The following is a 23,581-nucleotide window of genomic DNA, read 5'->3' as shown; positions in this document are numbered from 1 at the left end:
CTGCGGGCACGGCATTCGGTAACGCCGGGCGCCGTGCCGTCAGTACCCCTGGTTGCCGTACCGGGCGTACTGCTGATCGCCGGGCTGCTGACCGCCGTAGCCCTGATCGCCGAACTGCTGCTCCCCGTACGGCTGTTGCTGTGCCGCCTGGGTGAACTGCCCGCCCTGCTCCGTGAGCGTCAGACGGCCGGCCTTGATGGTCGCCAGGCGCGGGGCGCGGCGAGCGATGGAGGAGTCGTGGGTGACCATGACGAAGGTCAGCCCGTACTCGTGCCACAGGCCCTCCAGCAGGCCCATGATGTCGTCGCGGGTGCCCTCGTCGAGGTTGCCGGTGGGCTCGTCGGCGAGCAGCACCTTCGGCTTCTTCACCAGCGCGCGGGCGATCGCCACGCGCTGCTGCTGGCCGCCGGAGAGCTCGGCGGGGGCGTGCCGCAGACGGTCGCCGAGGCCGACCGAGGCCAGCGCCTCGGCCGCCCGCTCGCGCCGCTCGGCGGGCTTCACGCCGAGCGGCACCAGGGCCGTCTCGACGTTCTCCTGCGCGGTCAGGGTCGGGATGAGGTTGAACGACTGGAAGATGATGCCGACCTTCTCGGCACGCAGCCGGGTCAGCTTGGCCTCGCTGATGCGGGCGAGGTCGACGCCGTCCAGCTCCACGCTGCCCTCGGTCGGCCGGTCCAGGCCGCCGATCATCTGCAACAGGGTGGACTTGCCGCCGCCGGTCGGGCCCTGGATGACGAGCTGGTCGCCGTCCTCGATGGTCAGGTCGATGTCGCGCAGCGCCTCGACCGTCTCCTTGCCGCGTGTGTACCGCTTGGTGACGCCGCTGAGTCTGTACATGGGAACTCCAGGAGGTCAGGAGATGTGGCAGGAGGTAGGGGGCGGGGCGCCGCCGCCCGGGGGAGTGGCGGCGGCGCCCCTGCACGGGGGGTGTTACGACACGCTGCGCAGGGCGTCCGCCGGGCGCATTCGGGAGGCGCGCCAGCCGCCCATGGCGCCGGCGATCAGACCGCCGGTGACCGCCAGGCCCACCGCGAGCGCGATGGTGGTCAGGGAGACCGGGGCGGAGAGGGCGATCTCCATGGTGCTGGCCGCGGACTGCCGGCCGGGGCCGCCGCCACCGGGACCGCCGCCCTGGCCGCCACCGCCGGTGGAGCCGAGCTGCGCGGTCAGCTTGGGGCTGATCGCGGTCACCGTGTAGGCCGCCGCAAGACCCAGCGCGATGCCGAGGCCGCCGCCGATCAGGCCGTTGACCATGGACTCGCCGACGACCTGCCGGGTCACCTTGCGGCTCGGCCAGCCCAGCGCCTTCAGCGTGCCGAACTCGCGCACCCGGCGGGAGACCGCCGAGGAGGTCAGCAGCGCGGCGACCAGGAAGGCCGCCACCAGCACCGCGATCGAGAGCCACTTGCCGACGCTGGTCGCCAGGTCGGAGGCGGTGGACAGCGAGCCGGAGACGGTGGAGGCGAGGTCGGCGGAGGTGGTGACCGTCGTACCCGAGATGTTCTTCTGGATCGTCGACTTGACGGTCGAGATCTGCTTCGAGTCGGTCGCCTTGACGTAGATCGTGGTGACCTTGTTCTTCGAGTCGCCGAGCGTCTGCGCCTGCTTCAGCGGCAGGAAGACGTCGGTGGTGGACTCGGAGCTGTCGGGCGTCGCGATGCCGATGACCGTGAACTTGGTGCCGGAGATCTTGAAGGTCGAACCGACCTTGTACTTCTTCTCCTTGGCGTAGGACTTGCTGACCACCGCGACCTTGGAGTTCGCCTGCGCGGAGGTGAAGGTCCTGCCCGAGGTGATCTTCGACGTGGCGAGCGGGCCGAGGTCCTGGTCCGTGACGTCGATGCCCGCCACCGAGTAGGAGTTGACGTCGAAGGACGCGCCGCCGCCCTGCACCTGGGGCGGGGCGGTGCTGCCGCTGTTGCCGCCGCCGGGGCCGCCCTGCTGGGAGGAGCCGGAGGTGGAGGACTGCGCCTTGCCCTGGGTGAACGAGCCGTCGACCTTGGTGACGTTCAGGGTGAGCGCGCCGACCGCGTCCGACACACCCTTCTGTGCCGCGACCTTGGTGACCAGGGAGGACGCGAGGACCTGACCGCCCTGCGTATTGACCCGGTCGGAGCTCTGCGTGGTGCTGCTGCTCGACTTGGCGTCGAAGTTGAACCTCGGGCCCCCGGAGCTGCCGCTGGTGGGGGCGGACTGCGCCTTGGTCACGGTCATGTCCGTGCCGAGGCCGTAGAGCGACTTCAGGACCTTGTCCTGCGCCTGCGCCATGCCGGCCGACACCGAGTTGACGGTGATGACCAGAGCGATTCCGAGCGCCAGACCCAGAGCGATGACCAGAGCCGCTTTCTTTCTCCGGCCCAGTTCGCGCTTGAGATAGATGCCAAACATCCCGTTCCCCAAAGGTTCTTGGCGCCCGCTGTGGGCGCTGCCACAAGGTATGGAGAAACCTTTGAGCCAGGCTGAGTAAAGGATGTGTCAGGGCTGAGAAAGCAGGGTGGGGATTCAAATTTGTATAAGACAGGCAATTCTTATCCTGTAGAGGGTCTACTGCCAGGAAACCCCTGTTGGGTGCGGTGTACGGTCCCGGGATGCACGCTTCCCACCCGCTCTCCCGGCGGACCGCGCTCGGCCTGTGCGCGGCCGCCGCCATTCCGCTCGCCACGGCGACCGACGCGCACGCCTCGACCGTTGTCGGCGGTGCGCGGCTGGCCCGCGCCGGAATTCAGGGCACAGGTCTGCCCAAGGCGCTCACCGCCAAGCTGACCGCCGCCGCCTGGCTCGTCGCCGACTGCGACAGCGGAGAGGTGCTCGCCGCCCGCGACCCGCACCGGCGGCTCGCGCCCGCGTCCACGCTGAAGATGCTGTTCGCCGACACCGTGCTGGGGAAGTTCGAGCGGGCCGAGCGGTACCGGGTGACCGACGCGGACCTGGCCGGCATCCCGTCCGGCTCCAGCCTGGTCGGCGTCAAGCCCGGAATCACGTACACCGTCGAGCAGTTGTGGCAGGGCGTCTTCCTGCGCTCGGGCAACGACGCCGTGCACGTGCTCGCCCACATGAACGGCGGGATCGCCAGGACGGTCGCCGAGATGCAGGCCAGGGCGGAGGATCTGCAGGCCCTGGACACCCATGTGGTCAGCCCCGACGGCTTCGACCACAAGGGCCAGCTGTCGTCCGCCTACGACCTCACGCTCTTCGCCCGGCACGGGCTGAAGGACGCCGACTTCCGCGCGTACTGCGCCACCAGGACCGCCGACTTCCCGGCGCGCGGCAAGAAGACGTTCCAGATCCAGAACACCGACCGCCTGCTCACCGGCACGTACGGGGTGAAGACGTACGACGGTCTGATCGGGGTCAAGAACGGTTACACGAGCAACGCCGGCAACACCTTCACCGGAGCCGCCACCCGCGGCGGCCGGACCCTGCTGGTGACGGTGATGCACCCCAGGAGCGGCTACAACGCCGTCTACGAGGAGACGGCCGCGCTGCTCGACTGGGGCTTCGGCAAAGGGAGTTCGGCCCGGGCGCTGGGCACGCTGGTCGATCCGCTCAGCGAGGGCGGGGCCAAGGCGACCGCGACCCCGGGTGGCGCATCGGCCCGGGCGGCGGCCGGGGCACCGGGTTCGGCGGCGGACGGCGGGTCCTCGGCCTGGGGGACGCTCGCGGGCGCGGGCGGCGCGGTCGCGCTGCTGGCGGGCGGGGCGTGGGCGCTGCGCAGGCGAAGGGCGGCCGGAGCAACGGGAGTTGAGGGGGCGACGAAGGCGAACGAGGCGGACCGCCCCGACTGAGTCTCGCGGCAGCCGTTCCAGGCACCGGTGCGTACCTCACGGTCCCGCATGAGGTCCACCCCCACGCGATGCCGTGGAACGGCTGCCGCCTCCCCCCTCGGTTTTGGTCTGCGGAAGCCCCGTGCTCCAAGTGTGAAGCTCTTGTGTAGGAGAGTTGAGCATAAGGCCGCCACCGGCCGCAATAGTGCGGACGGTCAAATTCCGCTTGTGCAAGTTGGGGAGTTGGGGGTCGGTGGACGCGCTCAGCCGCGGCCGACGTACGGCATCGTCGTCGCCAGTACGGTCGCGAACTGCACATTCGCCTCCAGCGGCAGCTCCGCCATGTGCCGCACGGTGCGCCCGACATCGGCCACGTCCATCACGGGCTCGGGCGCGACCTCACCGTTCGCCTGCATCGCGCCCGTGCTCATCCCCGCCGTCATGGCGCTCGCCGCGTTGCCGATGTCGATCTGCCCCACCGCGATCCGGTACGGCCGCCCGTCAAGGGACAGCGACTTGGTGAGGCCGGTCAGCGCGTGCTTGGTCGCCGTGTACGCCACCGACAGCGGCCGGGGCGTATGGGCGGAGATGGAACCGTTGTTGATGATCCGTCCGCCCTGCGGCTCCTGCTCCTTCATCCGTCGGTAGGCCGCCTGCGCGCACAGGAACGCCCCGTTGAGGTTGGTGTCCACCACGTGCCGCCAGGCCTCGTACGGCAGTTCCTCCACCGGCACCCCACCGGGACCGAACGTCCCCGCGTTGTTGAACAGCAGGTCCACCCGCCCGAATCGCTCCACGGTCGCGGCGAACAGCGCGTCCACGTCGGCCGGTTGGGAGACATCGGTGCGTACGACGAGGGCGGCGCCGTCGGGCACGAGCGCCGCCGTCTCCGCCAGCGTCTCGGCGCGCCGCCCGGCCAGCGCGACGGACCAGCCGGCGTGCGACAGCTCGACGGCGACGGCCCGCCCGATCCCGGAACCGGCGCCTGTCACCACGGCGACCTTCGGTACGGCGGATCTCGATACGGCGGTCTTCGATTGCTCAGCATCCATGGGACCGCAGCCTACGAAGCGGGATCCCGCGAGGTCACGCCCCGTTCCGGTGTCGCCGGGATCACGCCTCGTCCGGGTACCGCACCCCGATCCGCTCCCGGATCGCGTCCAGCGTCCGCATCACGGCGAGGGTGCCGTCGATCGGGACGAGAGGGGACTCGGTCTCGCCGGCCCGCAGCGCGCGCATGACCTCGCGGGCCTCGTGCTTGAGGCTGTTGCGCGGACCGTCGGCCGGGTCGGCGGTGAACTCCTGCGGATCACGTCCGTCGCGGTGCAGGACGAAGCGGTCCGGGAAGAAGAAGCCGTCCGGGACGTCGATGCGGCCCAGCGAGCCGGTGACCGAGGCCGAGGTCGCCAGACCGCCGACGATGGAGCAGTGCACCGAAGCGAGAGCCCCGCTCTCCCAGGAGAGCAGCGCTCCGGTCTGGAGATCGACGCCCTCGTCCGAGAGCACCGCTCGCGCCACCACGTCCGACGGCTCCCCGAGCAGCAGCTGCGCGAACGACACCGGATACACCCCGAGGTCGAGCAGCGAGCCGCCGCCCTGCTCCGGATCGCGCAGCCGATGCGCCGGCGGGAAGGGCCCGGCGAGCCCGAAGTCCGCCTGAACGGTCCGCACTTCACCGATCGCGCCGTCGTCGACCAGCGCCTTGAGCCGCCGGATCATCGGGTTGCAGTACATCCACATGGCCTCCATCAGGAAGCTCCCGCGCCCCCGGGCCAGGGCGACCAACTCGTCCGCCTCGCGCGCGTTGAGCGTGAACGCCTTCTCCACCAGCACGTTCCGCCCGGCCTCCAGGCACAGCCCCGCGGCCACCCGGTGCGCCGAGTGCGGGGTGGCGACGTACACGACATCGATGTCCTCGTCGTGCGCCAGCGCGTCCCAGTCGCCGTAGGCCCGCTCGATCCCGAACCGCTCCGCGAACGCCTTCGCCGACGCCTCGGTGCGCGAGGCGACCGCGACCACCTCGGCATCCGGCAGATCGACCAGATCCGCCGTGAACGCGGCGGCGATCCCACCGGTCGCCAGAATTCCCCACCGCACGTTCTCCGCCGCCATCTCGCGCCGCCCTCGCTCAGGTGCCTCGGCCGCTCGTGTGACCCTCGGCACTGTGTACGAGCTGAGAGCATAGGTGTCGGATCAATCGGAGAGGGAGGGGCACATGCCCGAGCAGGGGGCGCCGCCACCGCGCCTGGACCAGGGCATGGACCCGGGCGTGGAGCAGAACACGAAGCCGGCGACGGCACCCGCGGCCGAACCCGCCGCGGAACCGGCCGTCCCCACCACCGCCCCCACCGTCCTCGCCGCCCGCCGCACCGGCATCCTCGTCACGCTCATCCTGGGCGGCCTCACCGCCACGCCCCCGCTGGCGATGGACATGTACCTCCCCTCGCTCCCGGAGGTCACCCGCTCCCTGCACGCGCCCGCCGCGACCGTCCAGCTCACGCTCACCGCCTGTCTGCTCGGCATGGCGCTCGGCCAGCTGGTGGTCGGCCCGATGAGCGACCGCTGGGGCCGCCGCCGCCCGCTGCTGACCGGCCTGGTGGTGTACGTCGTCGCCACGGTCCTGTGCGCCCTCGCGCCGACCGTCGAGGTCCTGGTCGCCTTCCGCCTCGCGCAGGGCCTGGCGGGCGCGGCCGGGATCGTCATCGCCCGCGCGGTGGTCCGTGACCTGTACGACGGCGTGGCGATGGCCCGCTTCTTCTCGACGCTCATGCTGGTCTCCGGGGTCGCCCCGATCGTCGCGCCGCTGATCGGCGGCCAGATCCTGCGGGTGACGGACTGGCGGGGCGTGTTCGTGGTCCTGACGGTGGTCGGCGTGCTGCTCACCGCGGTCGTGTGGGTGAGACTCCCCGAGACCCTCGCCCCCGCCGAGCGCCACAGCGGCGGGGTGGGCGAGGCCCTGCACGCGATGCGCCGCCTGCTGGCCGACCCGCCCTTCACCGGCTACATGCTCACGGGCGGCTTCACCTTCGCCGCGCTGTTCGCGTACATAGCGGCCTCGCCGTTCGTGATCCAGGAGATCTACGGCGCCTCCCCGCAGACGTTCAGCCTGCTGTTCGGCCTGAACTCGGTCGGCCTGGTGATCGTCGGCCAGATCAACGGCAAGCTGCTGGTCGGCCGGGTCACCCTGGAGACGGTGCTGGGCGTCGGCCTGCTCGTCGTGATCGCCGCCGCGACCGCGCTGCTGCTCATGTCGACGGGCGCGTTCGGCGAGGTCGGGCTGGTTCCGGTGGCCGCCGCCCTGTTCGTCCTGATGTCGGCCATGGGGGTGACGCTGCCCAACGCCCAGGCGCTGGCCCTGATGCGCACCAAACAGTCGGCCGGTTCTGCATCCGCGCTGCTCGGAACGTCGTCCTTCCTGATAGGCGCGGTCGCCTCGCCGCTCGTCGGGATCGCCGGGGAGCACACGGCCGTCCCGATGGCCGTCGTCCAACTGGCGGCCGCACTGGTGGCGCTGGCCTGCTTCATGGGAATCTGCCGTCCCTGGAACAAACGTACGAGCCTGGAGGGAGCAGGGAGCTGAGCGCACCCAGACTGCGCGACGACACACCGGAACGTGCCGGCCTCGACCCCGAGGAACTCCGTCTGCTCGCCCAGGAGGTCCACGACCTCACCGCCGGGGACCGCCCCTGGGCGGCGGGCGCGGTCGTGGTCGCCGGCCGCGGTCCGGTGATCGCGGTGGCGGAGGCGGCGGGCTGGGCGGTCCGCTACACGTCGTACGACCCGGAGCGGGACAAGGGAGTCGAACTCCCGAAAAGCTCTCGCGTCCCGACAACGGTGGACACCCCCTTCGACCTGGCGTCCCTGACCAAACTCTTCACCTCGGTCGCCGCCGTCCAGCAGATCGAACGCGGCACGCTGGGCATCGACGCACGCGTCGGCGACTACCTCCCGGACTTCCGAGCGGCGGCCAGACACGGCATCACCATCCGCGAACTCCTCACCCACACATCGGGCCTGCGCCCCGAACTCCCGCTCTACGACTGCGAGAACGACGAGGAACGCCTGGCTCTCCTCCAAGCGGAACCCCCGGTAGGAGTCCCCGGCACCTACACCTACTCGGACCTCAACCTGCTCCTCCTCCAGTACGTCCTGGAACGCATCACGGGCCGCTCCCTGGACGTCCTCGTCCACGAGGGCATCACCCGCCCCCTGGGCATGACGTCGACGGCCTTTGGCCCCTGCCCCGGCGCCGCCGCGACCGAGGACCAACGACGTCCTTGGGCCAAGGCGGACCGAGGCATGCTCCGAGGAGTGGTCCACGACGAGAACGCCTGGGCCCTGGGCGGAGTGGCCGGCCACGCGGGCCTGTTCTCCACGGCCCGAGACCTGGCGGTCTTCGCCCGCACCCTCCTGGCGGGCGGCTCCTACGGTCCCGCCCGCATCCTCGGCCCCGACCTGGTCGAACTCCTCCTCACCCCACCGGCATTGGGCTTCGCCCTCGACCAACCGTGGTTCATGGGCGAGTTGTCGGGCCAGGGCGCGGCAGGCCACACGGGCTTCACGGGCACGTCCCTGGTCCTGGACCGAGAGACGGACACGTTCGTGGTCCTCCTGGCCAACACGGTCCACCCAAGACGCCGCCCTCCGGACAACACCCCGAGGGCCCAACTGGCAACAAGAATGGCAAGGGCGGTGAGGTGACTTTCAGCCCACCCACCCGCTAATTCCAGCCCACCCACTCGCCAATTCCAGCCCCTCCGGCGTTTGAGGAGCGGGGGCCCGGGGGCTGGCCCCCGGACGGGGTCGAAGGGGCAGAGCCCCTGGAGGATGGGACGGGTAGGGGCGGCGGGGGCGAGATTAGAATCGCGGAGTGAATGCCCCCGTACCCCCGGCGGAAGCCCTCCGCGCGAGACTCGCCACCCTCCTCGACGGCCTTCCGCCCAAGCAGGCGTCCCAAGCCGTGGACCGCCTCATCACCACCTACCGGGGCACCACCCCCACCCACACCCCCATCCTCCGCGACCGCGCGGACGTGGCCGCCTACGCCGCCTACCGCATGCCCGCCACCTTCGAGGCAGCCCACACAGCCCTCGAAGAACTCGCCGCCGCAACCCCCGACTGGACCCCCACCACCCACACAGACGTAGGCGGCGGCACCGGCGCAGCCACCTGGGCCGTCTCCGCCACCTGGCCCGGCCCCCGCAAGATCACCGTCCTCGACTGGGCCGAACCCGCCCTCGCCCTCGGCAAGGAACTCGCCGCCACCAACCCGCCCCTCCGCGAAGCCACTTGGCAAAAGGCCCGCATCGGCAAGACCCTCACCCTCGCCCCCACCGACCTGGTCACCGTCTCCTACGTCCTCAACGAACTGACGGAACAGGACCGCACCGCCCTGATCGACGCCACCGCGACAGCCGCGCAGGCGATCGTCATCGTCGAGGCCGGCACCCCCGACGGCTACGCCCGCGTGATCGAGGCCCGCACCCGCCTGATCGCCGCCGGCTTCCACATCGCCGCCCCCTGCCCGCACAGCGCCCCCTGCCCGATCACCCCCGGCACGGACTGGTGCCACTTCTCGGCGCGGGTCAGCCGTTCCTCCCTGCACCGCAAGGTGAAGGGCGGCTCACTGCCGTACGAGGACGAGAAGTTCAGCTACGTCGCCGCGACCCGCTTCAAGCCCGCCGCCCAGGCGTCCGCGCCCGCCCTCGCCCGGATCGTCCGCCGCCCTCAGATCCGCAAGGGCCAGGTCCTCCTCGACCTGTGCGAGCCCGACGAACAGCTGCGCCGCACGACGGTCACCAAACGCCACGGCGACCTGTACAAGGCCGCCCGGGACGCGAACTGGGGCGACTCCTGGCCGCCGTACACCGCACAGCCGTAGAAACTCCCAGGCCGGTACCGTCGACCCATGGTCAAAAAGCCCACCCCCGACCGCGCCACCCCCGACGCCACCCGCCGCAGCGACAGGTCCCGGCGGGCGATCCACGACGCCGCGCTCGCCCTCGTCGCGGAGGTCGGCTACCCGAAGACGACCGTCGAGGGCATCGCCGCGCGGGCCGGTGTGGGCAAGCAGACCATCTACCGGTGGTGGCCGTCGAAGGCGGACGTGCTGCTGGAGGCGTTCCTCGACATGGGCGAGCGGGCCGCGCGGGACGCCGGACACGAGCCGTACCGCATCCCCGACACCGGAGACCTCGCCGCCGACCTCAAGGCCGTCCTGCGGGCCACGGTCGACGAACTGCTCGACCCCCGCTTCGAGGCACCGTCACGCGCGCTGGCCGCCGAGGGCCTCGTCAACGAGCAGCTCGGCCGCGAGTTCGTCGCCAAGCTCCTCGAGCCCCAACTCCAGCTCTACGTCGACCGGTTGCGCTCGGCCCAGGACGCCGGCGGGATCCGGCCCGACGTGGATCCCCGTATCGCCCTGGAGCTGTTCGTCTCCCCGCTCGCCCAGCGCTGGCTCCAGCACACGGGACCGATCTCCTACGCGTACACGGACACTCTCGTCGACTACGCGCTGGGCGGTCTCGCCCCGAGGTGACACCCGGTGCCATCGGGTGCCACGGTGTCGGGACCTCCCCAGATGTCGGCTCTGCACCCCCCGGAGCGCACGACGATGGGACCATGAGGCATGCTGTTGGGACGACAGCGAGGCGAGGTGCAGATGAGCGGGGACCGCGCGGACTCGGCCGGCCGGACCGGCCTACAGGGCAGAATCTCCCAGTGGCTGCGCGGACGCGGGCCCAAGGAGCCCACCGGCGACGGTGGTCGTGAGGCCCTGCTGCTGGCGGCCGCCGGAGCGGGGCTGCCGCTCGCCCCCGCCGCGTATCCGGCCGCCGGCTACGGCTGTTCCTGCGACCGCGTCGGCTGTCCCACCCCGGCGCGGCACCCGGTGTCGTTCGCGTGGCAGACGCAGTCCACCACCGACAAGGCGCAGATCGAGCGCTGGGCCCGGCATCAGCCGCAGGCCAACTTCATCACCGCGACCGGCATGGTGCACGACGTCCTCGACGTGCCGCTGGAGGCGGGCCGCTCCGCGCTGGAGCGACTGCTCGGCGCCGGCGTCGAGGTAGGACCCGTCGCCGAGAGCTCCGACGGCCGGCTGCTGTTCTTCACCCTCACCCGGGGCACCCCCGAGGACGAGGACGAGTGGTGGCCCTGCGAGCTGGACTGCCACCCCGAGACGATGGACGAGCACCACGGACTGCGCTGGCACTGCCGCGGGTCCTACGTCCTCGTACCGCCCGCCCGGCTCCCCGGTGCCGACGACCGGTCCGTGTGGTGGGTACGCGGTCTGGAGCACCCGCTGCCCGACCCGCTGAGCCTGCTGGAGACCCTCACCGACGCGTGCGCCCGGTACGCGGGCGAGGAGCCCGACCACGCGAGCGCGGCCTGGCCTTCGCGCCACTGACCGTTCAACTCCGCTGAGGGACCTGACCGTTCAGGACCCCTCGGCCGAAGTCAGCCCCTCCAGGCGGGCCATGATCGTCACCTTGCCGCCGCTCTTCGGGTCCAGCGCCACCCCGTTGGAGACGAACTCCATGGTGAGCGACTGCTTGATCTCGCCGGTCGTCAGGGCCTGCACGTTCGCGTTCGGGGTGGGGATCGCGGTGCCCGCCGCGGCGGTCTCCTTCTCGAAGCGCCGGGTCGTGAAGAACACCAGCGCGCCGCCGTCCTCGGTGCGCAGCGCCAGCGGGGCGTAGTCGCCGCTGGTGACCGGCTCGTCGATGAACTGCGTCACCAGGCCCGGCTTCTTCGCCGACTTCGCGCGCTGGGCGCGCCACTCGCTGGTGTGCGGGCCGTCGGCGAAGCCCTGCCCGCCGTTCTTCAGGTAGGTCGCGTAGTCGTTGCTCAACTGCCCGGGCGGGACGGTGAGTCCGGTGGAGTTGGCGGGCACGGCCTCGGCCCAGCCGGCCGCGTCCTTCTTGACCTTGGGCAGTGAGCCGGGCGTGATCAGTGTCAGATACGCCACCTGGAACGGCTCGGCCAGGTCGTCACGGGTGAACACCAGCAGCCAGCGCAGGTTTCCGCCCTTGTTGCCCTGCGCCTCGGCGACGAACCAGCGTGGCCAGCCCGCCTTCTTGGGGATCGTGAACGTCGCGTTCGTCAGCGTCAGCGGCGTGTGCGACGGGTTGCCGGCCGGGCTGTTGGTGTGACCGGCCTTCAGCCGGGCCGCGTCGATGTCGCCGAGGGCGCCGGTGACATGGTCGGCGTCGAGCGAACTGTCGTAGGCCTTGTCCGCCGCGTTGTACGCGGTCGTGAACTGCTCAAGTGCCTTCGCGGCCTCGGCGCGGGTGGTGGAGGGGAGCACCTCGCGCTCGCCGTGCACCACCACACAACCGCTCGCCGTCAGCGACAAAGCGGTCACCGAGGCCGCTATCAGTACGCGCCGGTCAAGCCTGCGGAGCCTTCGAGGGCCGAGATCCCTGCTCATCAGGTGTCTTCACCTTCCCCTTCCCGGAGGCGAACCCTACCGGGGCGAAGAAGAGCGCGAGCGTCGGGACCAGGTACAGCAGCCACACCGTGACCTGGAGGACGGTCGGGTCCGGCTGGAAGTTGAGGACGCCCTTGAGGAGGGTGCCGTACCAGCTGTCCGGCGGGATCGTGTTGCTGATGTCGAAGGCCAGGTTGGTCAATCCCGGGATCCAGTCCGCCTCTTGGAGGTCGTGGAAGCCGTACGCCAGCACGCCCGCCGCGACGACGACGAGCATCGCGCCGGTCCACGTGAAGAACTTCGCGAGGTTGATCTTCAGGGCGCCGCGGTAGAAGAGCCAGCCCAGGAGGACGGCGGTGGCGAGGCCGAGCGCGACGCCGACCAGCGGGCGCGGGGTGCCGTCGCTCGCCGCGTGCACCGACGCCCACACGAACAGGGCGGTCTCCAGGCCCTCGCGGCCCACGGCGAGGAACGCGGTGGCGACCAGCGCGCCGGTGCCCATCGCCAGGGCCGCGTCCAGCTTGCCGTGCAGCTCGGACTTCAGGTGCCGGGCGGTGCGCCGCATCCAGAACACCATCCACGTCACCAGGCCGACCGCGACGATCGACAGCGAGCCGCCGAGCGCCTCCTGCGCCTGGAACGTCAGCTCCTGGGAGCCGAATTCGAGCGCGCAGCCGAACCCCATCGCGATGAGCACGGCGACGGCGATGCCGATCCAGATCGGCTTCAGGGCGTCCCTGCGGTCCGTCTTGACCAGGTAGGCGATCAGGATGCAGACGACGAGGCTGGCTTCCAGGCCCTCGCGCAGACCGATCAGGTAGTTGGAGAACACGCGTCAGGCCTCCTTGGAAAACAGCGTGCTGCCCCACCAGTCGTCCTTGTCGCGGACGCCCGGCGGGACGGCGAAGACCGCCGAACCCACGTGCTGGATGTACTCGTTGAGGGCGTCGGTCGCCAAGTGCCGCTGGATACGGATGAATCCGTCGCGCACGTCCTTCTGGTAGGCGAGGAAGAACAGGCCCGCCTCCAACCGCCCCAGGCCGTCCGTGCCGTCGGTGAAGGAGTAGCCGCGGCGCAGGATCGTCGAGCCCTGGTTGGAGTCGGGGTGCGCCAGCCGGACGTGTGCGTCGGGCAGCATGGCCTTCAGGAACGGCTTGTCCCGCTCCTTGGCCTTGCCGACCGGAGCGCCCTCGCCCTTGTCCCGGCCGAAGATGTCCTCCTGCTCCTGCAGCGAGGTGCGGTCCCAGGTCTCGATGTGCATGCGGATGCGCCGGGCGACGAGATACGAGCCGCCGCTCATCCAGTCGGGGCCCTCGGCCCACACGTACTTCTTCAACCGGGCCGTCTCGGTGCCGGCGATGTTCCGGGTGCCGTCCTTGAAGCCCATCAGGTTGCGCGGGGTCTGGGCGTCGGGTGTCGTGGACGAGGTCTTCCCGAAGCCGAGCTGGGACCAGCGGATGACGACCTTGCCGAAGCCGATGCGGGCGAGATTGCGGATCGCGTGCACGGCGACCTGCGGGTCGTCCGCACAGGCCTGGATGCACAGGTCACCGTCGCTGCGGTTCCTGTCCAGGTTCTCGCCGGCGAACTGGGGGAGTTCGACGAGGGCTTCGGGCCGCTGGTCCGCCAGCCCGAACTTCTTGAAGAGCGACGGACCGAAGCCGATCGTCAGCGTCAGCCGGGACGGTTTGAGCCCCAGCGCCTCGCCGGTGTCGTCCGGCGGGGCCTCCGCCAGACCGCCGTACGCGCCGTCCCCGACCGCCTTCCCGGCGGTCATCCGGCGCGCGGCGGCCGTCCAGTCCTTCAGCATCTGTACGAACTCGGCGCGGTCGTCGGTCTGTACGTCGAACGCGGCGAAGTGCAGCCGGTCCTGCACCGGCGTGGCGATACCGGACTGGTGGGCGCCGTGGAAGGCGACCGCCGCGCCCGTCTCGGCGGCGGCCGGGTCCATGTCGTCGCCGGAGCGGACCGCCGCGACCGTGCCGCCGGCCGCGACGGCACCGAGCGCGAGCCCGGCACCGCCCCAGCCGAGCAGCGAACGGCGGGAAGGAGTACCGCTTTCGCTTTCCTCGACTTCGGTCATCTCAGGCCTACTTCACGACGGTGGCGGCGAGCTTGGAGAGCGGCTCCGCGAGGGCGTTGACCGCGTCCGACAGCTCCTTCTGCTTGGGCTTGGTGACCGTGGCGTACGACACGAAGCCGTTGTACGCCTTGTCGTGCGGGCTGTCCGAGCGGTACCTGTCCAGCAGCGTGTTGAGCGAGGCGAACTGCTTGTCCAGTTCGGTGGTGAGGGCCGCGTCGTTCTTCTGCGCGACCGGCTTGAGCAGCTCGTACGCCTTCTGCGCGCCGTCGACGTTGGCCTTGAAGTCGCTCAGGTCGGTGTGCGAGTAGCGGTCCTCCTCGCCGGTGACCTTGCCGGTGGCGACCTCGTCGAGGAGTTCCTTGGCGCCGTTGGCCATGGAGGTCGGGGTGATCTCGGCCTTGCCGACCCGCTTCTGCCAGTCCTTCAGGTCGGTGAGCAGCTCATCGGCGAGGGTCTTCTGCTCGGCGCCGATCTTCTTGTCCTCCCACAGCGCCTTCTCCAGCGCGTGCCAGCCGGTCCACTTCTGGCCCTTCTCCAGGCCGTCGGCGCGGGTGTCGGTCTTGGGGTCGATGTCCCCGAACGACTCGGCGATCGGCTCGGTGGTCTCCCAGCCGACACGGGAGGGGGCGTAGGCGTTCTTGGCGGCGTCGAGGTCGCCCGCCTTGATGGCGTTGACGAAGGTCTCCACCTTCGGGATCGTCGTGTCGGCCTCGTTCTGCGCGTACTCGCGGTAGGCGGCGACGGCCGCGTCCAGCTTCGGGTCGCGCTTGGCGACCGAGCCGCCGGTGACGGTGAGCTTCTGCCGGACGCCGTGGCCCTTCATGCCGGGCCGGCAGGCGATCTCGTACGAGCCCGCCTTGACCTCGGCGGTGAGCGTGTACTTGGTCCCGGGCCCGATGTTCTCCTTCTCGGAGACGATCCGGTCGTCCGGGAAGAGGATCTCGACCTCGGTCGCCTTGGAGCCCGTGTTCTCGATCTTCAGGGTGACCTGACCGGCCGCCACCGACTTGACGGAGGTGTCGCACTTGGAGTCGGCGGCGGTCACCTGGATCGCGTCGTCACCGTCGCCCGAGCTTTTCTCGGTGCAGCCCGTGACGGCTGCCAGGGCCGCGGCGGTGGCGACTGCGGTGACGGCGGAGAGTCTGACGGCTCGCATGCAGGCTCCTGAGGATGGCGAAAAATCGCGTGTCGGGGCTCACACTGGGATGGTGAGGCTCGCCTAACTTAACTGAGCCTTGCCTGCGTGATACCCACCCATGCGGTGATTCAGCTCTCATGGCAGACCTACGGCCACGAGCCGATCACGGTGACCTAAAACGGACCCCAAGAAACCTTCAAAGGAACTTCAAAGGATTCGCTTCGGGGTGATCAGGACCGCGTCCGTGCGCGGGTGTTGGAGCACCTCGACGGGCTGGTCGTAGACCCGCGACAGCAGCGGCTCGGTGAAGACCTCGGCGGGCGGGCCGTCCGCCGCGACCCGCCCGGCGCACAGGATCGCGACCCGGTGCGCGTAGGCGGCGGCGAGCCCCAGATCGTGCAGGACGACGACCACCGCGTCCCCCGCATGTGCCCGCTCCCGGCACAGCCGCAGCACCAGCTCCTGGTGTTTCAGGTCGAGCGCGGCGGTCGGCTCGTCGAGCAGCAACAGCGGGGCGTGCTGGGCGAGTACGCGCGCGAGGGCGACCCGGGCGCGCTCGCCGCCGCTAAGCGCGTTGAAGGGGCGCGCGGCGAACGCGGTCACCTCGGTGCGGGCCATCGCGTCGGCGACGGCCCGGTCGTCCTCGGCGGGTGCGGAGGCGTGCGTCGCGACGTGCGGGGCACGGCCCATTCGGACGACCTCCTCCACCGTGAACGGAAAGGAGAGCGTCGCCGACTGGGGAAGTACCGCGCGGCGCAGGGCGAGTTCGGGGGTGGTCCACTCCGTGACGGACCGGCCGTCGATCCGAACGTTGCCGGTCGCCGCCGGCAGATCGGCGGCGAGGGCGCCCAACAGGGTGGACTTCCCGGCCCCGTTGGGCCCGACCAGGGCAAGGATCTCCCCGGCCCGCGCCCGCACATCGACACCGTGCAGCACCTCACGGCCCCCGAGCCGCACATGAAGCCCCACGGCCTCGGCGAGCACGTCTCCGGGTTCGGCGGGAGGTGGTGGGGTCGGGCGGGGGCGCAGGAGTCTCATGTGGCGGTCCTTGGGCGCGGAGGAAGGCGGAGTAGGGCGGAGGGCAGTTGGCGGAATGCCTCGGGTGAGGTGTGGGTCGGGGCCGGGCCGGGGGGTGTCCGTCCTCGGTCCGGTGGCACAGGGAGTTCTGGACGGGGCCGTGTCTTGACACCGGACACTGCGGGCGGACACCCCCCGGCCCGTCCCCTTCCCGCCGTACGCGGCCGCGGGTGGTGCCGGGTGCGGCTCATGCCCGGGAGGTCGGGCAGGGGCGGAGTGCGTCGTCGGTGTGGTCGGTCGACGGCGGGGCGAAGGTGGCCGCCGCCGCGCGGTGGCGGGAGAGGGCGGCGAGGAACGCGTGGCGGGCGGGGAGGTGTCGCTGGGGCAGGTTCAGCGCGCTCCCGGGGGACTGGACCGCGGGTGGCGCGTGGCCCGGTAGCAAGGCGCCGGTGTACCGGATGAACAGGGTGCCGGCGTACTTCAACCTCATGAACCGACCGTGCGTCAGGATGCGACCGGATCCGCCGGCATGCCGACTCTTCATGCCCAACCCCCTTGCCTGCGCCGGGTTCTGAGGAGCAGCCAGAAGAAGAACGGGCTGCCCAGGAGGGCGGTGAGGACGCCCAGGGGGAGTTCCGCGGGGGCGGCGATCGTGCGGGCGGTCAGGTCGGCCGCCAGCAGGACGAGCGCGCCGAGCAGGGCGCTGCCGGGGACGAGGAAGCGGTGGCCGGGGCCCGCCGCCATCCGCAGCAGATGCGGGACGACCAGGCCGACGAAGCCGATGATGCCGGAGACGCTGACCGCGGCGGCGGTGAGCAGGGCGATCAGCAGGACCAGCGTCAGGCGCAGCCGTTCCACGTCCACACCGAGGTGCCGGGCCGGGCGTTCGCCGAGTGCGAGGAGGTCCAGGCGGCGGGAGTACAGGGGGGCGAGGGTCAGGCCGATCGCCGCGCACGGTAGGACTGCCAATACTTTCGGCCAGGTTGCCTGGGAGAGCGAGCCGAGCTGCCAGAAGGTGATCTGGTTGACGGCCGCGGTGTCCGCGAAGAAGAGGAACAGGCCGATCAGCGCGCCCGCGAACGCGTTCAGCGCGATGCCGGTCAGGATCAGCGTCACCACCTCCGTACGGCCCCCGGAGCGCGAGGCCGCGTACACGAGCAGGACCGCGCCAAGACCGGCGACGAAGGCGAACACCGAAACCGTCCATGTGGCGAGGAAGTTGAGGCCGAACGCGATCACCGCGACCGCGCCCACCGCCGCGCCCGAGGAGATGCCGATGACCCCGGGTTCGGCTAGCGGATTGCCGAACACGCCCTGCATCAGCGCACCGGCACAGCCCAACGAGGCACCCACCAGCAGCGCGAGCACGATCCGCGGGAAGCGCACGTTCCACAGGACCGACTCCGGTACGCGGTCCAGGGCCGCGCCGCCGAGTCCGATCCGGTGCTGGACGGAGGAGAGAACGTCACCGACGGGGATGGGATAGGCACCGAGCCCGGCGGCGAGGGGGATGAGGACGAGCAGGGCGAGCACCAGACCCACGGTCAGGATCCAGGTGGTGGTGCGTCTGGGGCGCGGCGGAGCTGTCCTCTCCGTCACCAACCGCTTGTCGAGAAGCGTCACTTGGTCTCCCCGTACAACTGGTCGACGATCGACTTCAGCACCTGGTCGGTGCGCGGCCCGTAGTTGAGCAGCACGCCGTCCTCGATCGAGACGACCCGGCGGTTCATGCCGGCCGGGGTCTGGGCGACGCCCGGGATCTTCACCAGGCCGTCCATGCCGCCGACGGACTCGAGTCCCTTGGTCATGACGAGGATCGCGTCCGGCGCGGCCTTGGCGAGGGCCTCGGTGGTGATGGCGGTGAAGTCCTTGTCCAGCCCCGACTCGGCGCCCGCGTCGACCGCGCCGGCCGCCTCCAGGAGCGAGGTCGCGCCCGAGCCCTTGCCGCCGATGAGATAGACGGAGGCGGAACCGCGCAGATAGAGGAACGCGACCCGCGGCTTGTCCTTGTGGGTGGGAACCGCCTTCTGTACGGCGGCTATGCGCGCCTCGGAGCGCTTCGTCAGCTCTTTCCCGGCGGCCGGTACGCCGAGCGCGTCGGCGACGGCCCGGATGCGCGGGCCGACGTCGTCGAGGCCCTGGGCCGGGTCGACGACCAGGACCGGGACACCGGCGGCGCGGATCTGGCCCATCGCCTCCTCCGGTCCAGTCGTGGCCTCGGCGAGGACCAGGTCGGGCTTGAGCGAGAGCACGCTCTCCGCGGAGACGTCGTGGTTGCGGGTGACGACCGGGAGCTTCGCCGCCTGCTGGAAGGTGGCGGTGATGTCCCGGGCGACGACCCGGTCGCCGAGCCCGAGCGTGAACACGATCTCGCTGAGGCTGCCGGAGAGCGGCACGATGCGCCGGGCGGCGGAGACGGTCACCTTCTTCCCGTCCGCCGAGGCGACGGTCACCGGGAGGTCGGGCTCCGGGGTGCCGGTCAGCGGTTCCACCCGGTTGGCCGCCGTGGTCGTCGCCGCGGTTGGGGTCGTGGTGTCGTCCCCTCCGCAGGCGGTCGCGGTGAGCGTGAGGGCGAGCACGGAGACCAGTGCTCCTGCCAGTCGAGCGCGCATGCGTCGCACGGTCCCGTTCGTTCCTTCCGGTTCAGGTCCGGTCCATGACCAGGTCCGCCGACTGTTTTCGGCAGGCAAAGCTTAGGTTAGCCTTACCTTCGCTCGCTACCGGCAGTCGTCACCGGAGGACTTTTCATGCCCGCGCGCCTAAGTGCCCTGATCACCGTGCTGTGCACGGCCGTACTGGGAGCCCTGCTGCTCCCGGTCACCGCCGCGCACGCGGACAGCAGCACCGTGCGGGGAGGCCGGCTCGACTGGGGGATCAAATCCTCCTTCCAGAGCTATGTCACCGGCCCGATCGCCAAGGGGAGTTACTCCCTCACCGGCGGCGCGGCGACCGTGGGCAGCAGTCAGTTCCGCTTCCCCTCGGCGACCGGCACCTACGACGGCTCGACCGGCGCGTTCAACGCCTCCTACGCCGGCGGGGTCCACTTCGTCGGCCACAAGGAGGCCAACGGCACCTACCAGCTGGACCTCACCCTCAGCCGCCCCACCGTCCGCATCTCCGGCGCCACCGGAACGCTCTACCTGGACGTCGTCAGCAAGGCGAAGGGCACCGGGACGGTCACGACGTCCTCGCAAGTGCCCTTCGCCTCCCTCTCGTTGGGCGGCATCAACATGAAGGGCGGCGGCACCTCGGTCGTCCTGAACAACCTGCCCGCCACCCTCACCGCCCAGGGCGCCAAGTCCTTCGCCGGCTACTACACGGCCGGCACCGCCCTGGACCCCGTCAGCCTCACGGCGGACATCCAGGCGGCCAAGGCCACTTCCTCGCCGACGCCCACCAAGTCGGCGGCGAAGAAGGAGAAGAAGCCGGCCGCCACCGACGCCATCCAGGACGGCGCCGCCGACTGGGGCGTGCGCCGCACCTTCCGCGAGTACGTCACCGGCGACATCGCCCGCGGCAAGTGGACGCTCTCCGACGGCGCCGAGGACGGCGGCGCGCTCTTCCGCTTCCCGAAGGGCGAAGGGACGTACGAGAAGGGCGAGTTGACCGCGAGCTTCACCGGCGCGGTCCGCTTCACCGGCGAGCAGGGCCTCGACCTGAGGCTGAGCGTGGTGCGGGCCGCCGTGAAGGACGGCAAGGGCACCCTCTACGCGGATGTCACGAGCGCCGACTTCACCGGCAAGAAGGTCCCGCTCGTCACCTTCGCGGCGAAGGGCCTCAAAGTCACCGACGGACTGGTGAAACTGACCGAGGCCCCCGCGCAGCTCACCGCCCAGGGCGCCAAGGCCTTCGGCGGCATGTACCAGGCGGGCACCGCGATGGACCCGGTCTCGCTGGCCGTCGCCCTCACCGACGACGCCGTCCTCCCGGCCCTGCCCGACCTGGGCAGCACGCCCACCCCGAGCCCCACGCCCTCGAAGGCGTCCGCCGAACCGGTCCGCGCCGCGAGCGCCACCGACGGCGACGACGCCGGCTTCCCGGTCCTCCCGGTCGGCCTCACGGCCGGCGCCCTGCTGCTGGCGGCCGCCGCCTACGCGGTCGTCCGCGCACGCCGGGCCCGCGCCACGGCCGACGAGGGCTGACCCCCCCCACAAACGCCATCACCACCATCATCACGAGGAGACGATCCCGCCATGCCAGCCGCCACACCCAGATCCATCGCCCTCGCCGCCGCCGTCGCGGTCACCCTGGGCGCCGGCGCGTTCGCCGCGACCAGCGCGTCCGCCGCCGAAGTGCCGCTCAGCGGCTACGAGTTGACGTGGGGCATCAAGGAGTCGTACCGCACCTACGTGACCGGCGCCGCGGCCGGCACCTTCACCCCGGCGGCCGGCGCCTCGCAGGCGTCCGGCAACGGCGCCTTCACCTTCGTCAAGGGCGCGGGCAGTTACGACTCCGACGCGCACACGGTGGACCTCGCCTTCGAGGGCAGCCTGACCATCGTCTCCAAGCTGCACGGCTTCGACATCACGCTGTCGGACGTCCAATTCGACAGCAAGGACGCCGAGTTGACGGCGGACGTGACCAAGAACGGGACGACGGCACAGAACGTGCCGCTCGCGAAGGTCACCGTCACGCGCGACATGAAGGCCATGGCGACGACGCTGACCAAGGAGGCCGCGGACTCCTTCGGCAGCCCCGGCTACGAGGGCGCGGCCGGCGACCCGCTGACGGTGACGGCTCCGACCCCGCCCAGTTCGCCGCCGCCGTCGACCACGCCCACCCCGACCCCGACACCCACGCCCACCCCGACCACCACCCCCACCGCGACCGACACCCCCTCGCCGACGCCCTCCGAGTCGGAGTCCGAGCCCGCGACCGAGGGCGAGATCCTCGACGGCAAGCTCGGCTGGGGCGTGAAGGAGTCCTTCCGCACTTACGTCGTGGGCAGCGTCGCCAACGGCAGGATCACGGCATCATCCGGCGCGACCCAGGCCACCGGCAACGGCGCCTTCACGTTCCCCGACGCGACCGGCTCCTACGACAACGACGCGGACACCCTCTCCGCCGTCTTCGAGGGCGCGGTGAACTTCAAGGGCCATGAGACGAACGGCACTTATGCCCTCGACCTCACCCTCAGCGGCCTCGAAGTCGCCCTCGACGGCGGCAAGGGCGAGCTGACGGCGGACGTCACCAGCCTCGGCAGGACGACCGACGACGTGGTCCTGGCCGACCTCGAGACCAACGACGCCACCCTCACCCCCGAGGACGACGTCATCACGGTCGACGGCATCACCGCGACCCTCACCGAGGCCGGCGCGAAGGCCTTCAGCGGCTACTACACCTCCGGCACCGAACTCGACCCCGTCACCCTCTCGGTGGCCCTCAGTGACGACGCCACCCTCCCGACCGACGGCAGTTCGAGCGGCACCGGCACCTCCTCGGGCGGCTCCACCGGCGGTTCGGGCACCACCGGCGGCACGACCGGCTCGACGACGGGCGGCATCAGCGGCGGCCTGGCGTCGACCGGCTCGGACGTACCGGTCACCGCACTCGGCACGGCCTCGGCGGTCGCGGTGGCGGCGGGCGCGGGCGTGGTCTTCGCGATGCGCAGGCGGCGTACAGAGGCGTAAGTCTTGGTCGGACCGGGGGCACAGGCAATCGCCTGTGCCCCCGGGATGCTTCAATTCCCGCGTGACCGACTACGACGTGCTCCGCGTCTTCTGCGCACCCAACGGCGGATACGGCAACGAACTCGCCGTCGTCCGGGAGGGTTCGACGCTGCCCGACCCGGACGAGCGGCAGGCGTTCGCGGGCAAACTCGGCTTCAGCGAGACCGTGTTCGTCGACGACCCCGAGCGTGGAGTCATCGACATCTACACACCCACCCTGCGCCTCCCCTTCGCCGGCCACCCCTGCGTCGGTTCGGCCTGGCTCCTCGACGTGCCCGAACTGGTCACGCCGGCCGGGCTCGTGGGCGCCCGTCTGGACGGCGAGTTCAGCTGGATCGAGGCCCGCGCGGAGTGGGCGCCGCCGCGCACGCTGCGCCAGTACGGCACGGCCGCCGAGGTCGACGCCCTGCCGGTGCCGCCGCCGGGGGAGTGGATCTACGCCTGGGCCTGGGAGGACGAGGCCGCCGGACGCGTCCGCGCCCGCGCCTTCCCCGGCCGCAACGACGGCATCGACGAGGACGAGGCAACGGGCGCGGCGGCACTCCTGCTCACGGACCAGTTGGGACGGGCGCTCAACATCACGCAGGGCGCGGGGTCACAGCTACTGACGGCTCCGCAGCCTGGGGGATGGGTCGAGGTCGGGGGACGGGTGTTCCTGGAGCGCTGACCCATCCATGCGGTCGGCATCATCCAGCCCGTCCGGCGTTTGAGGACGAGGCCGTTCAGGCCGAAGGGGGTCTGGGGGCGCAGCCCCCAGGAGCGGTCACGCAGACAGGGAGAACTCCTCGCCCAGCGCCCGAAAGACCCCGGTGTTTAGCGCGAACGCGTTCTTGCACTCCGCCACGATCCGTTGCTTCACCAGGTCATCCGCCCGCACCGCGTCCAGCAGCTCCCGGTAACCCCGCTTGAATGCGGCCGGGTTGGCGATCTCCTCGAAGACGTAGAACCGCACGCCGTCTCCCTTGCGCGTGAAGCCCCACGTCCGCTCCGCCTTGTCGCGGATGATCTGGCCGCCGGAGAGGTCGCCGAGGTAGCGCGTGTAGTGGTGGGCGATGTACCCGGCCGGCCACTGCTCCGCACACTCCCGCACCCGGTCCGCGTAGGCCCGCGTCGCGGGCAGCGCGGTCAGGCCGGACCGCCAGTCGGCGCCCCGCAGATGCGTCAGGTCCCGCTCCAGCGCGGGCAGCCGGTACAACTCGGGCTGGATGAAGGGCCCGGCCACCGGATCCGACGCCAGCGCCTCGGCACTCGCCTCCAACGCCTCGTACACGAACCACAGTTGCTCGGTGTAGCGCGCGTACGCGTCCACCCCCAGTCGTCCGCCGAGCAGGTCGCTCATGAACGTGGAGGTCTCCGCCTCCACGTGCTGCTCGTGGGAGGCGGTGCGGATGACTGTCGAGAAGGAGTCCATGCGCGCCATTTTCTGAGGTAAGCCTTACCTAAGTCAACAGCTTCCCGACTTTTGGTCGGTAAGGATGC

22 protein-coding genes are annotated in these 23,581 nt (G+C 70.9%); 9 read left to right on the top strand and 13 right to left on the bottom strand.

What is annotated here, in order from left to right; all coding sequences use genetic code 11:
- Window positions 1-39: 39 nt before the first annotated feature.
- Complete coding sequence (locus ACIP6U_RS45660; protein WP_401729135.1) at window positions 40-837, bottom strand: ABC transporter ATP-binding protein; 798 nt, start codon at window positions 835-837, stop codon at window positions 40-42.
- 93 nt (window positions 838-930) lie between these two features.
- Window positions 931-2,388, bottom strand: coding sequence for an ABC transporter permease (locus ACIP6U_RS45655; RefSeq protein ID WP_401729133.1), 1,458 nt, complete (start codon window positions 2,386-2,388; stop codon window positions 931-933).
- A 200-nt stretch (window positions 2,389-2,588) separates the two neighbouring features.
- On the opposite strand from ACIP6U_RS45655, the gene ACIP6U_RS45650 reads away from it, so the two are divergent.
- Window positions 2,589-3,785 carry a D-alanyl-D-alanine carboxypeptidase family protein gene (locus ACIP6U_RS45650; RefSeq protein WP_401729131.1) on the top strand — a complete coding sequence of 399 codons (1,197 nt, stop codon included), beginning with the start codon at window positions 2,589-2,591 and terminating at the stop codon, window positions 3,783-3,785.
- A gap of 242 nt (window positions 3,786-4,027) precedes the next feature.
- Here the strand turns inward: ACIP6U_RS45650 and ACIP6U_RS45645 are convergent, their stop codons facing one another.
- Both ACIP6U_RS45645 and ACIP6U_RS45640 read right to left on the bottom strand, forming a co-directional pair.
- The gene (locus tag ACIP6U_RS45645; RefSeq protein WP_401729130.1) at window positions 4,028-4,816 is read right to left on the bottom strand and encodes an SDR family oxidoreductase; all 789 of its coding nucleotides are present in this window, start codon (window positions 4,814-4,816) and stop codon (window positions 4,028-4,030) included.
- A 61-nt stretch (window positions 4,817-4,877) separates the two neighbouring features.
- Window positions 4,878-5,876 carry a Gfo/Idh/MocA family protein gene (locus tag ACIP6U_RS45640; protein WP_401729128.1) on the bottom strand — a complete coding sequence of 333 codons (999 nt, stop codon included), beginning with the start codon at window positions 5,874-5,876 and terminating at the stop codon, window positions 4,878-4,880.
- Window positions 5,877-5,979: 103 nt separating this feature from the next.
- On the opposite strand from ACIP6U_RS45640, the gene ACIP6U_RS45635 reads away from it, so the two are divergent.
- The 5 genes from ACIP6U_RS45635 (at window position 5,980) to ACIP6U_RS45615 (ending at window position 11,172) form a co-directional block, all read left to right on the top strand.
- Entirely contained in the window at window positions 5,980-7,344 is a 1,365-nt protein-coding gene (locus ACIP6U_RS45635; RefSeq protein WP_401729126.1) for a multidrug effflux MFS transporter, read from the top strand.
- Entirely contained in the window at window positions 7,296-8,465 is a 1,170-nt protein-coding gene (locus ACIP6U_RS45630; RefSeq protein ID WP_401729223.1) for a serine hydrolase domain-containing protein, read from the top strand. Before ACIP6U_RS45635 ends, ACIP6U_RS45630 begins: the two co-directional genes overlap by 49 nt.
- Window positions 8,466-8,634: 169 nt before the next feature.
- On the top strand, window positions 8,635-9,645 hold the full coding sequence (locus ACIP6U_RS45625; RefSeq protein WP_401729124.1) for a small ribosomal subunit Rsm22 family protein: 1,011 nt from the start codon (window positions 8,635-8,637) through the stop codon (window positions 9,643-9,645).
- Between the two features lie 27 nt (window positions 9,646-9,672).
- Entirely contained in the window at window positions 9,673-10,302 is a 630-nt protein-coding gene (locus tag ACIP6U_RS45620) for a TetR/AcrR family transcriptional regulator (RefSeq protein ID WP_401729123.1), read from the top strand.
- Window positions 10,303-10,425: 123 nt separating this feature from the next.
- Entirely contained in the window at window positions 10,426-11,172 is a 747-nt protein-coding gene (locus ACIP6U_RS45615; protein ID WP_401729222.1) for a bifunctional DNA primase/polymerase, read from the top strand.
- 30 nt (window positions 11,173-11,202) lie between these two features.
- On the opposite strand, the gene ACIP6U_RS45610 is transcribed toward ACIP6U_RS45615, so the two are convergent.
- The 8 genes from ACIP6U_RS45610 to ACIP6U_RS45575 form a co-directional block, all read right to left on the bottom strand.
- On the bottom strand, window positions 11,203-12,195 hold the full coding sequence (locus ACIP6U_RS45610) for a hypothetical protein (RefSeq protein ID WP_401729121.1): 993 nt from the start codon (window positions 12,193-12,195) through the stop codon (window positions 11,203-11,205).
- On the bottom strand, window positions 12,155-13,027 hold the full coding sequence (efeU, locus tag ACIP6U_RS45605) for an iron uptake transporter permease EfeU (protein ID WP_401729119.1): 873 nt from the start codon (window positions 13,025-13,027) through the stop codon (window positions 12,155-12,157). The genes ACIP6U_RS45610 and efeU overlap by 41 nt, the downstream gene beginning before the upstream one ends.
- Window positions 13,028-13,030: 3 nt before the next feature.
- On the bottom strand, window positions 13,031-14,278 hold the full coding sequence (efeB, locus tag ACIP6U_RS45600; protein WP_401729118.1) for an iron uptake transporter deferrochelatase/peroxidase subunit: 1,248 nt from the start codon (window positions 14,276-14,278) through the stop codon (window positions 13,031-13,033).
- Window positions 14,279-14,285: 7 nt separating this feature from the next.
- The gene (efeO, locus tag ACIP6U_RS45595; protein ID WP_401729117.1) at window positions 14,286-15,434 is read right to left on the bottom strand and encodes an iron uptake system protein EfeO; all 1,149 of its coding nucleotides are present in this window, start codon (window positions 15,432-15,434) and stop codon (window positions 14,286-14,288) included.
- Window positions 15,435-15,623: 189 nt separating this feature from the next.
- Window positions 15,624-16,454: a heme ABC transporter ATP-binding protein gene (locus ACIP6U_RS45590; protein WP_401729116.1), complete on the bottom strand. Its 831-nt coding sequence runs from the start codon at window positions 16,452-16,454 to the stop codon at window positions 15,624-15,626.
- A gap of 226 nt (window positions 16,455-16,680) precedes the next feature.
- The gene (locus ACIP6U_RS45585) at window positions 16,681-16,923 is read right to left on the bottom strand and encodes a hypothetical protein (RefSeq protein ID WP_401729115.1); all 243 of its coding nucleotides are present in this window, start codon (window positions 16,921-16,923) and stop codon (window positions 16,681-16,683) included.
- Window positions 16,924-16,973: 50 nt separating this feature from the next.
- On the bottom strand, window positions 16,974-18,035 hold the full coding sequence (locus tag ACIP6U_RS45580; protein WP_401729220.1) for a FecCD family ABC transporter permease: 1,062 nt from the start codon (window positions 18,033-18,035) through the stop codon (window positions 16,974-16,976).
- Window positions 18,036-18,052: 17 nt separating this feature from the next.
- Complete coding sequence (locus tag ACIP6U_RS45575) at window positions 18,053-19,045, bottom strand: hemin ABC transporter substrate-binding protein (RefSeq protein ID WP_401729113.1); 993 nt, start codon at window positions 19,043-19,045, stop codon at window positions 18,053-18,055.
- 135 nt (window positions 19,046-19,180) lie between these two features.
- Between ACIP6U_RS45575 and ACIP6U_RS45570 the strand changes: the two genes are divergently transcribed.
- From ACIP6U_RS45570 to ACIP6U_RS45560, 3 genes are all read left to right on the top strand, one after another.
- Complete coding sequence (locus ACIP6U_RS45570) at window positions 19,181-20,575, top strand: HtaA domain-containing protein (protein WP_401729112.1); 1,395 nt, start codon at window positions 19,181-19,183, stop codon at window positions 20,573-20,575.
- 51 nt (window positions 20,576-20,626) lie between these two features.
- The gene (locus tag ACIP6U_RS45565; RefSeq protein WP_401729111.1) at window positions 20,627-22,063 is read left to right on the top strand and encodes an HtaA domain-containing protein; all 1,437 of its coding nucleotides are present in this window, start codon (window positions 20,627-20,629) and stop codon (window positions 22,061-22,063) included.
- Window positions 22,064-22,124: 61 nt separating this feature from the next.
- Window positions 22,125-22,769 (top strand): PhzF family phenazine biosynthesis protein, encoded by a 645-nt coding sequence (locus tag ACIP6U_RS45560; RefSeq protein WP_401729110.1) that lies wholly within the window; start codon window positions 22,125-22,127, stop codon window positions 22,767-22,769.
- A 96-nt stretch (window positions 22,770-22,865) separates the two neighbouring features.
- On the opposite strand, the gene ACIP6U_RS45555 is transcribed toward ACIP6U_RS45560, so the two are convergent.
- Entirely contained in the window at window positions 22,866-23,513 is a 648-nt protein-coding gene (locus tag ACIP6U_RS45555) for a heme oxygenase (biliverdin-producing) (protein WP_401729109.1), read from the bottom strand.
- Between the last annotated feature and the right edge of the window lie 68 nt (window positions 23,514-23,581).

This window comes from Streptomyces sp. NPDC088794 (assembly GCF_044750545.1).
In the GTDB taxonomy this organism is placed as follows: domain Bacteria; phylum Actinomycetota; class Actinomycetes; order Streptomycetales; family Streptomycetaceae; genus Streptomyces.
Note: the sequence above shows the minus strand (reverse complement) of the source record. Positions and strands in the feature narration are given on the sequence as shown.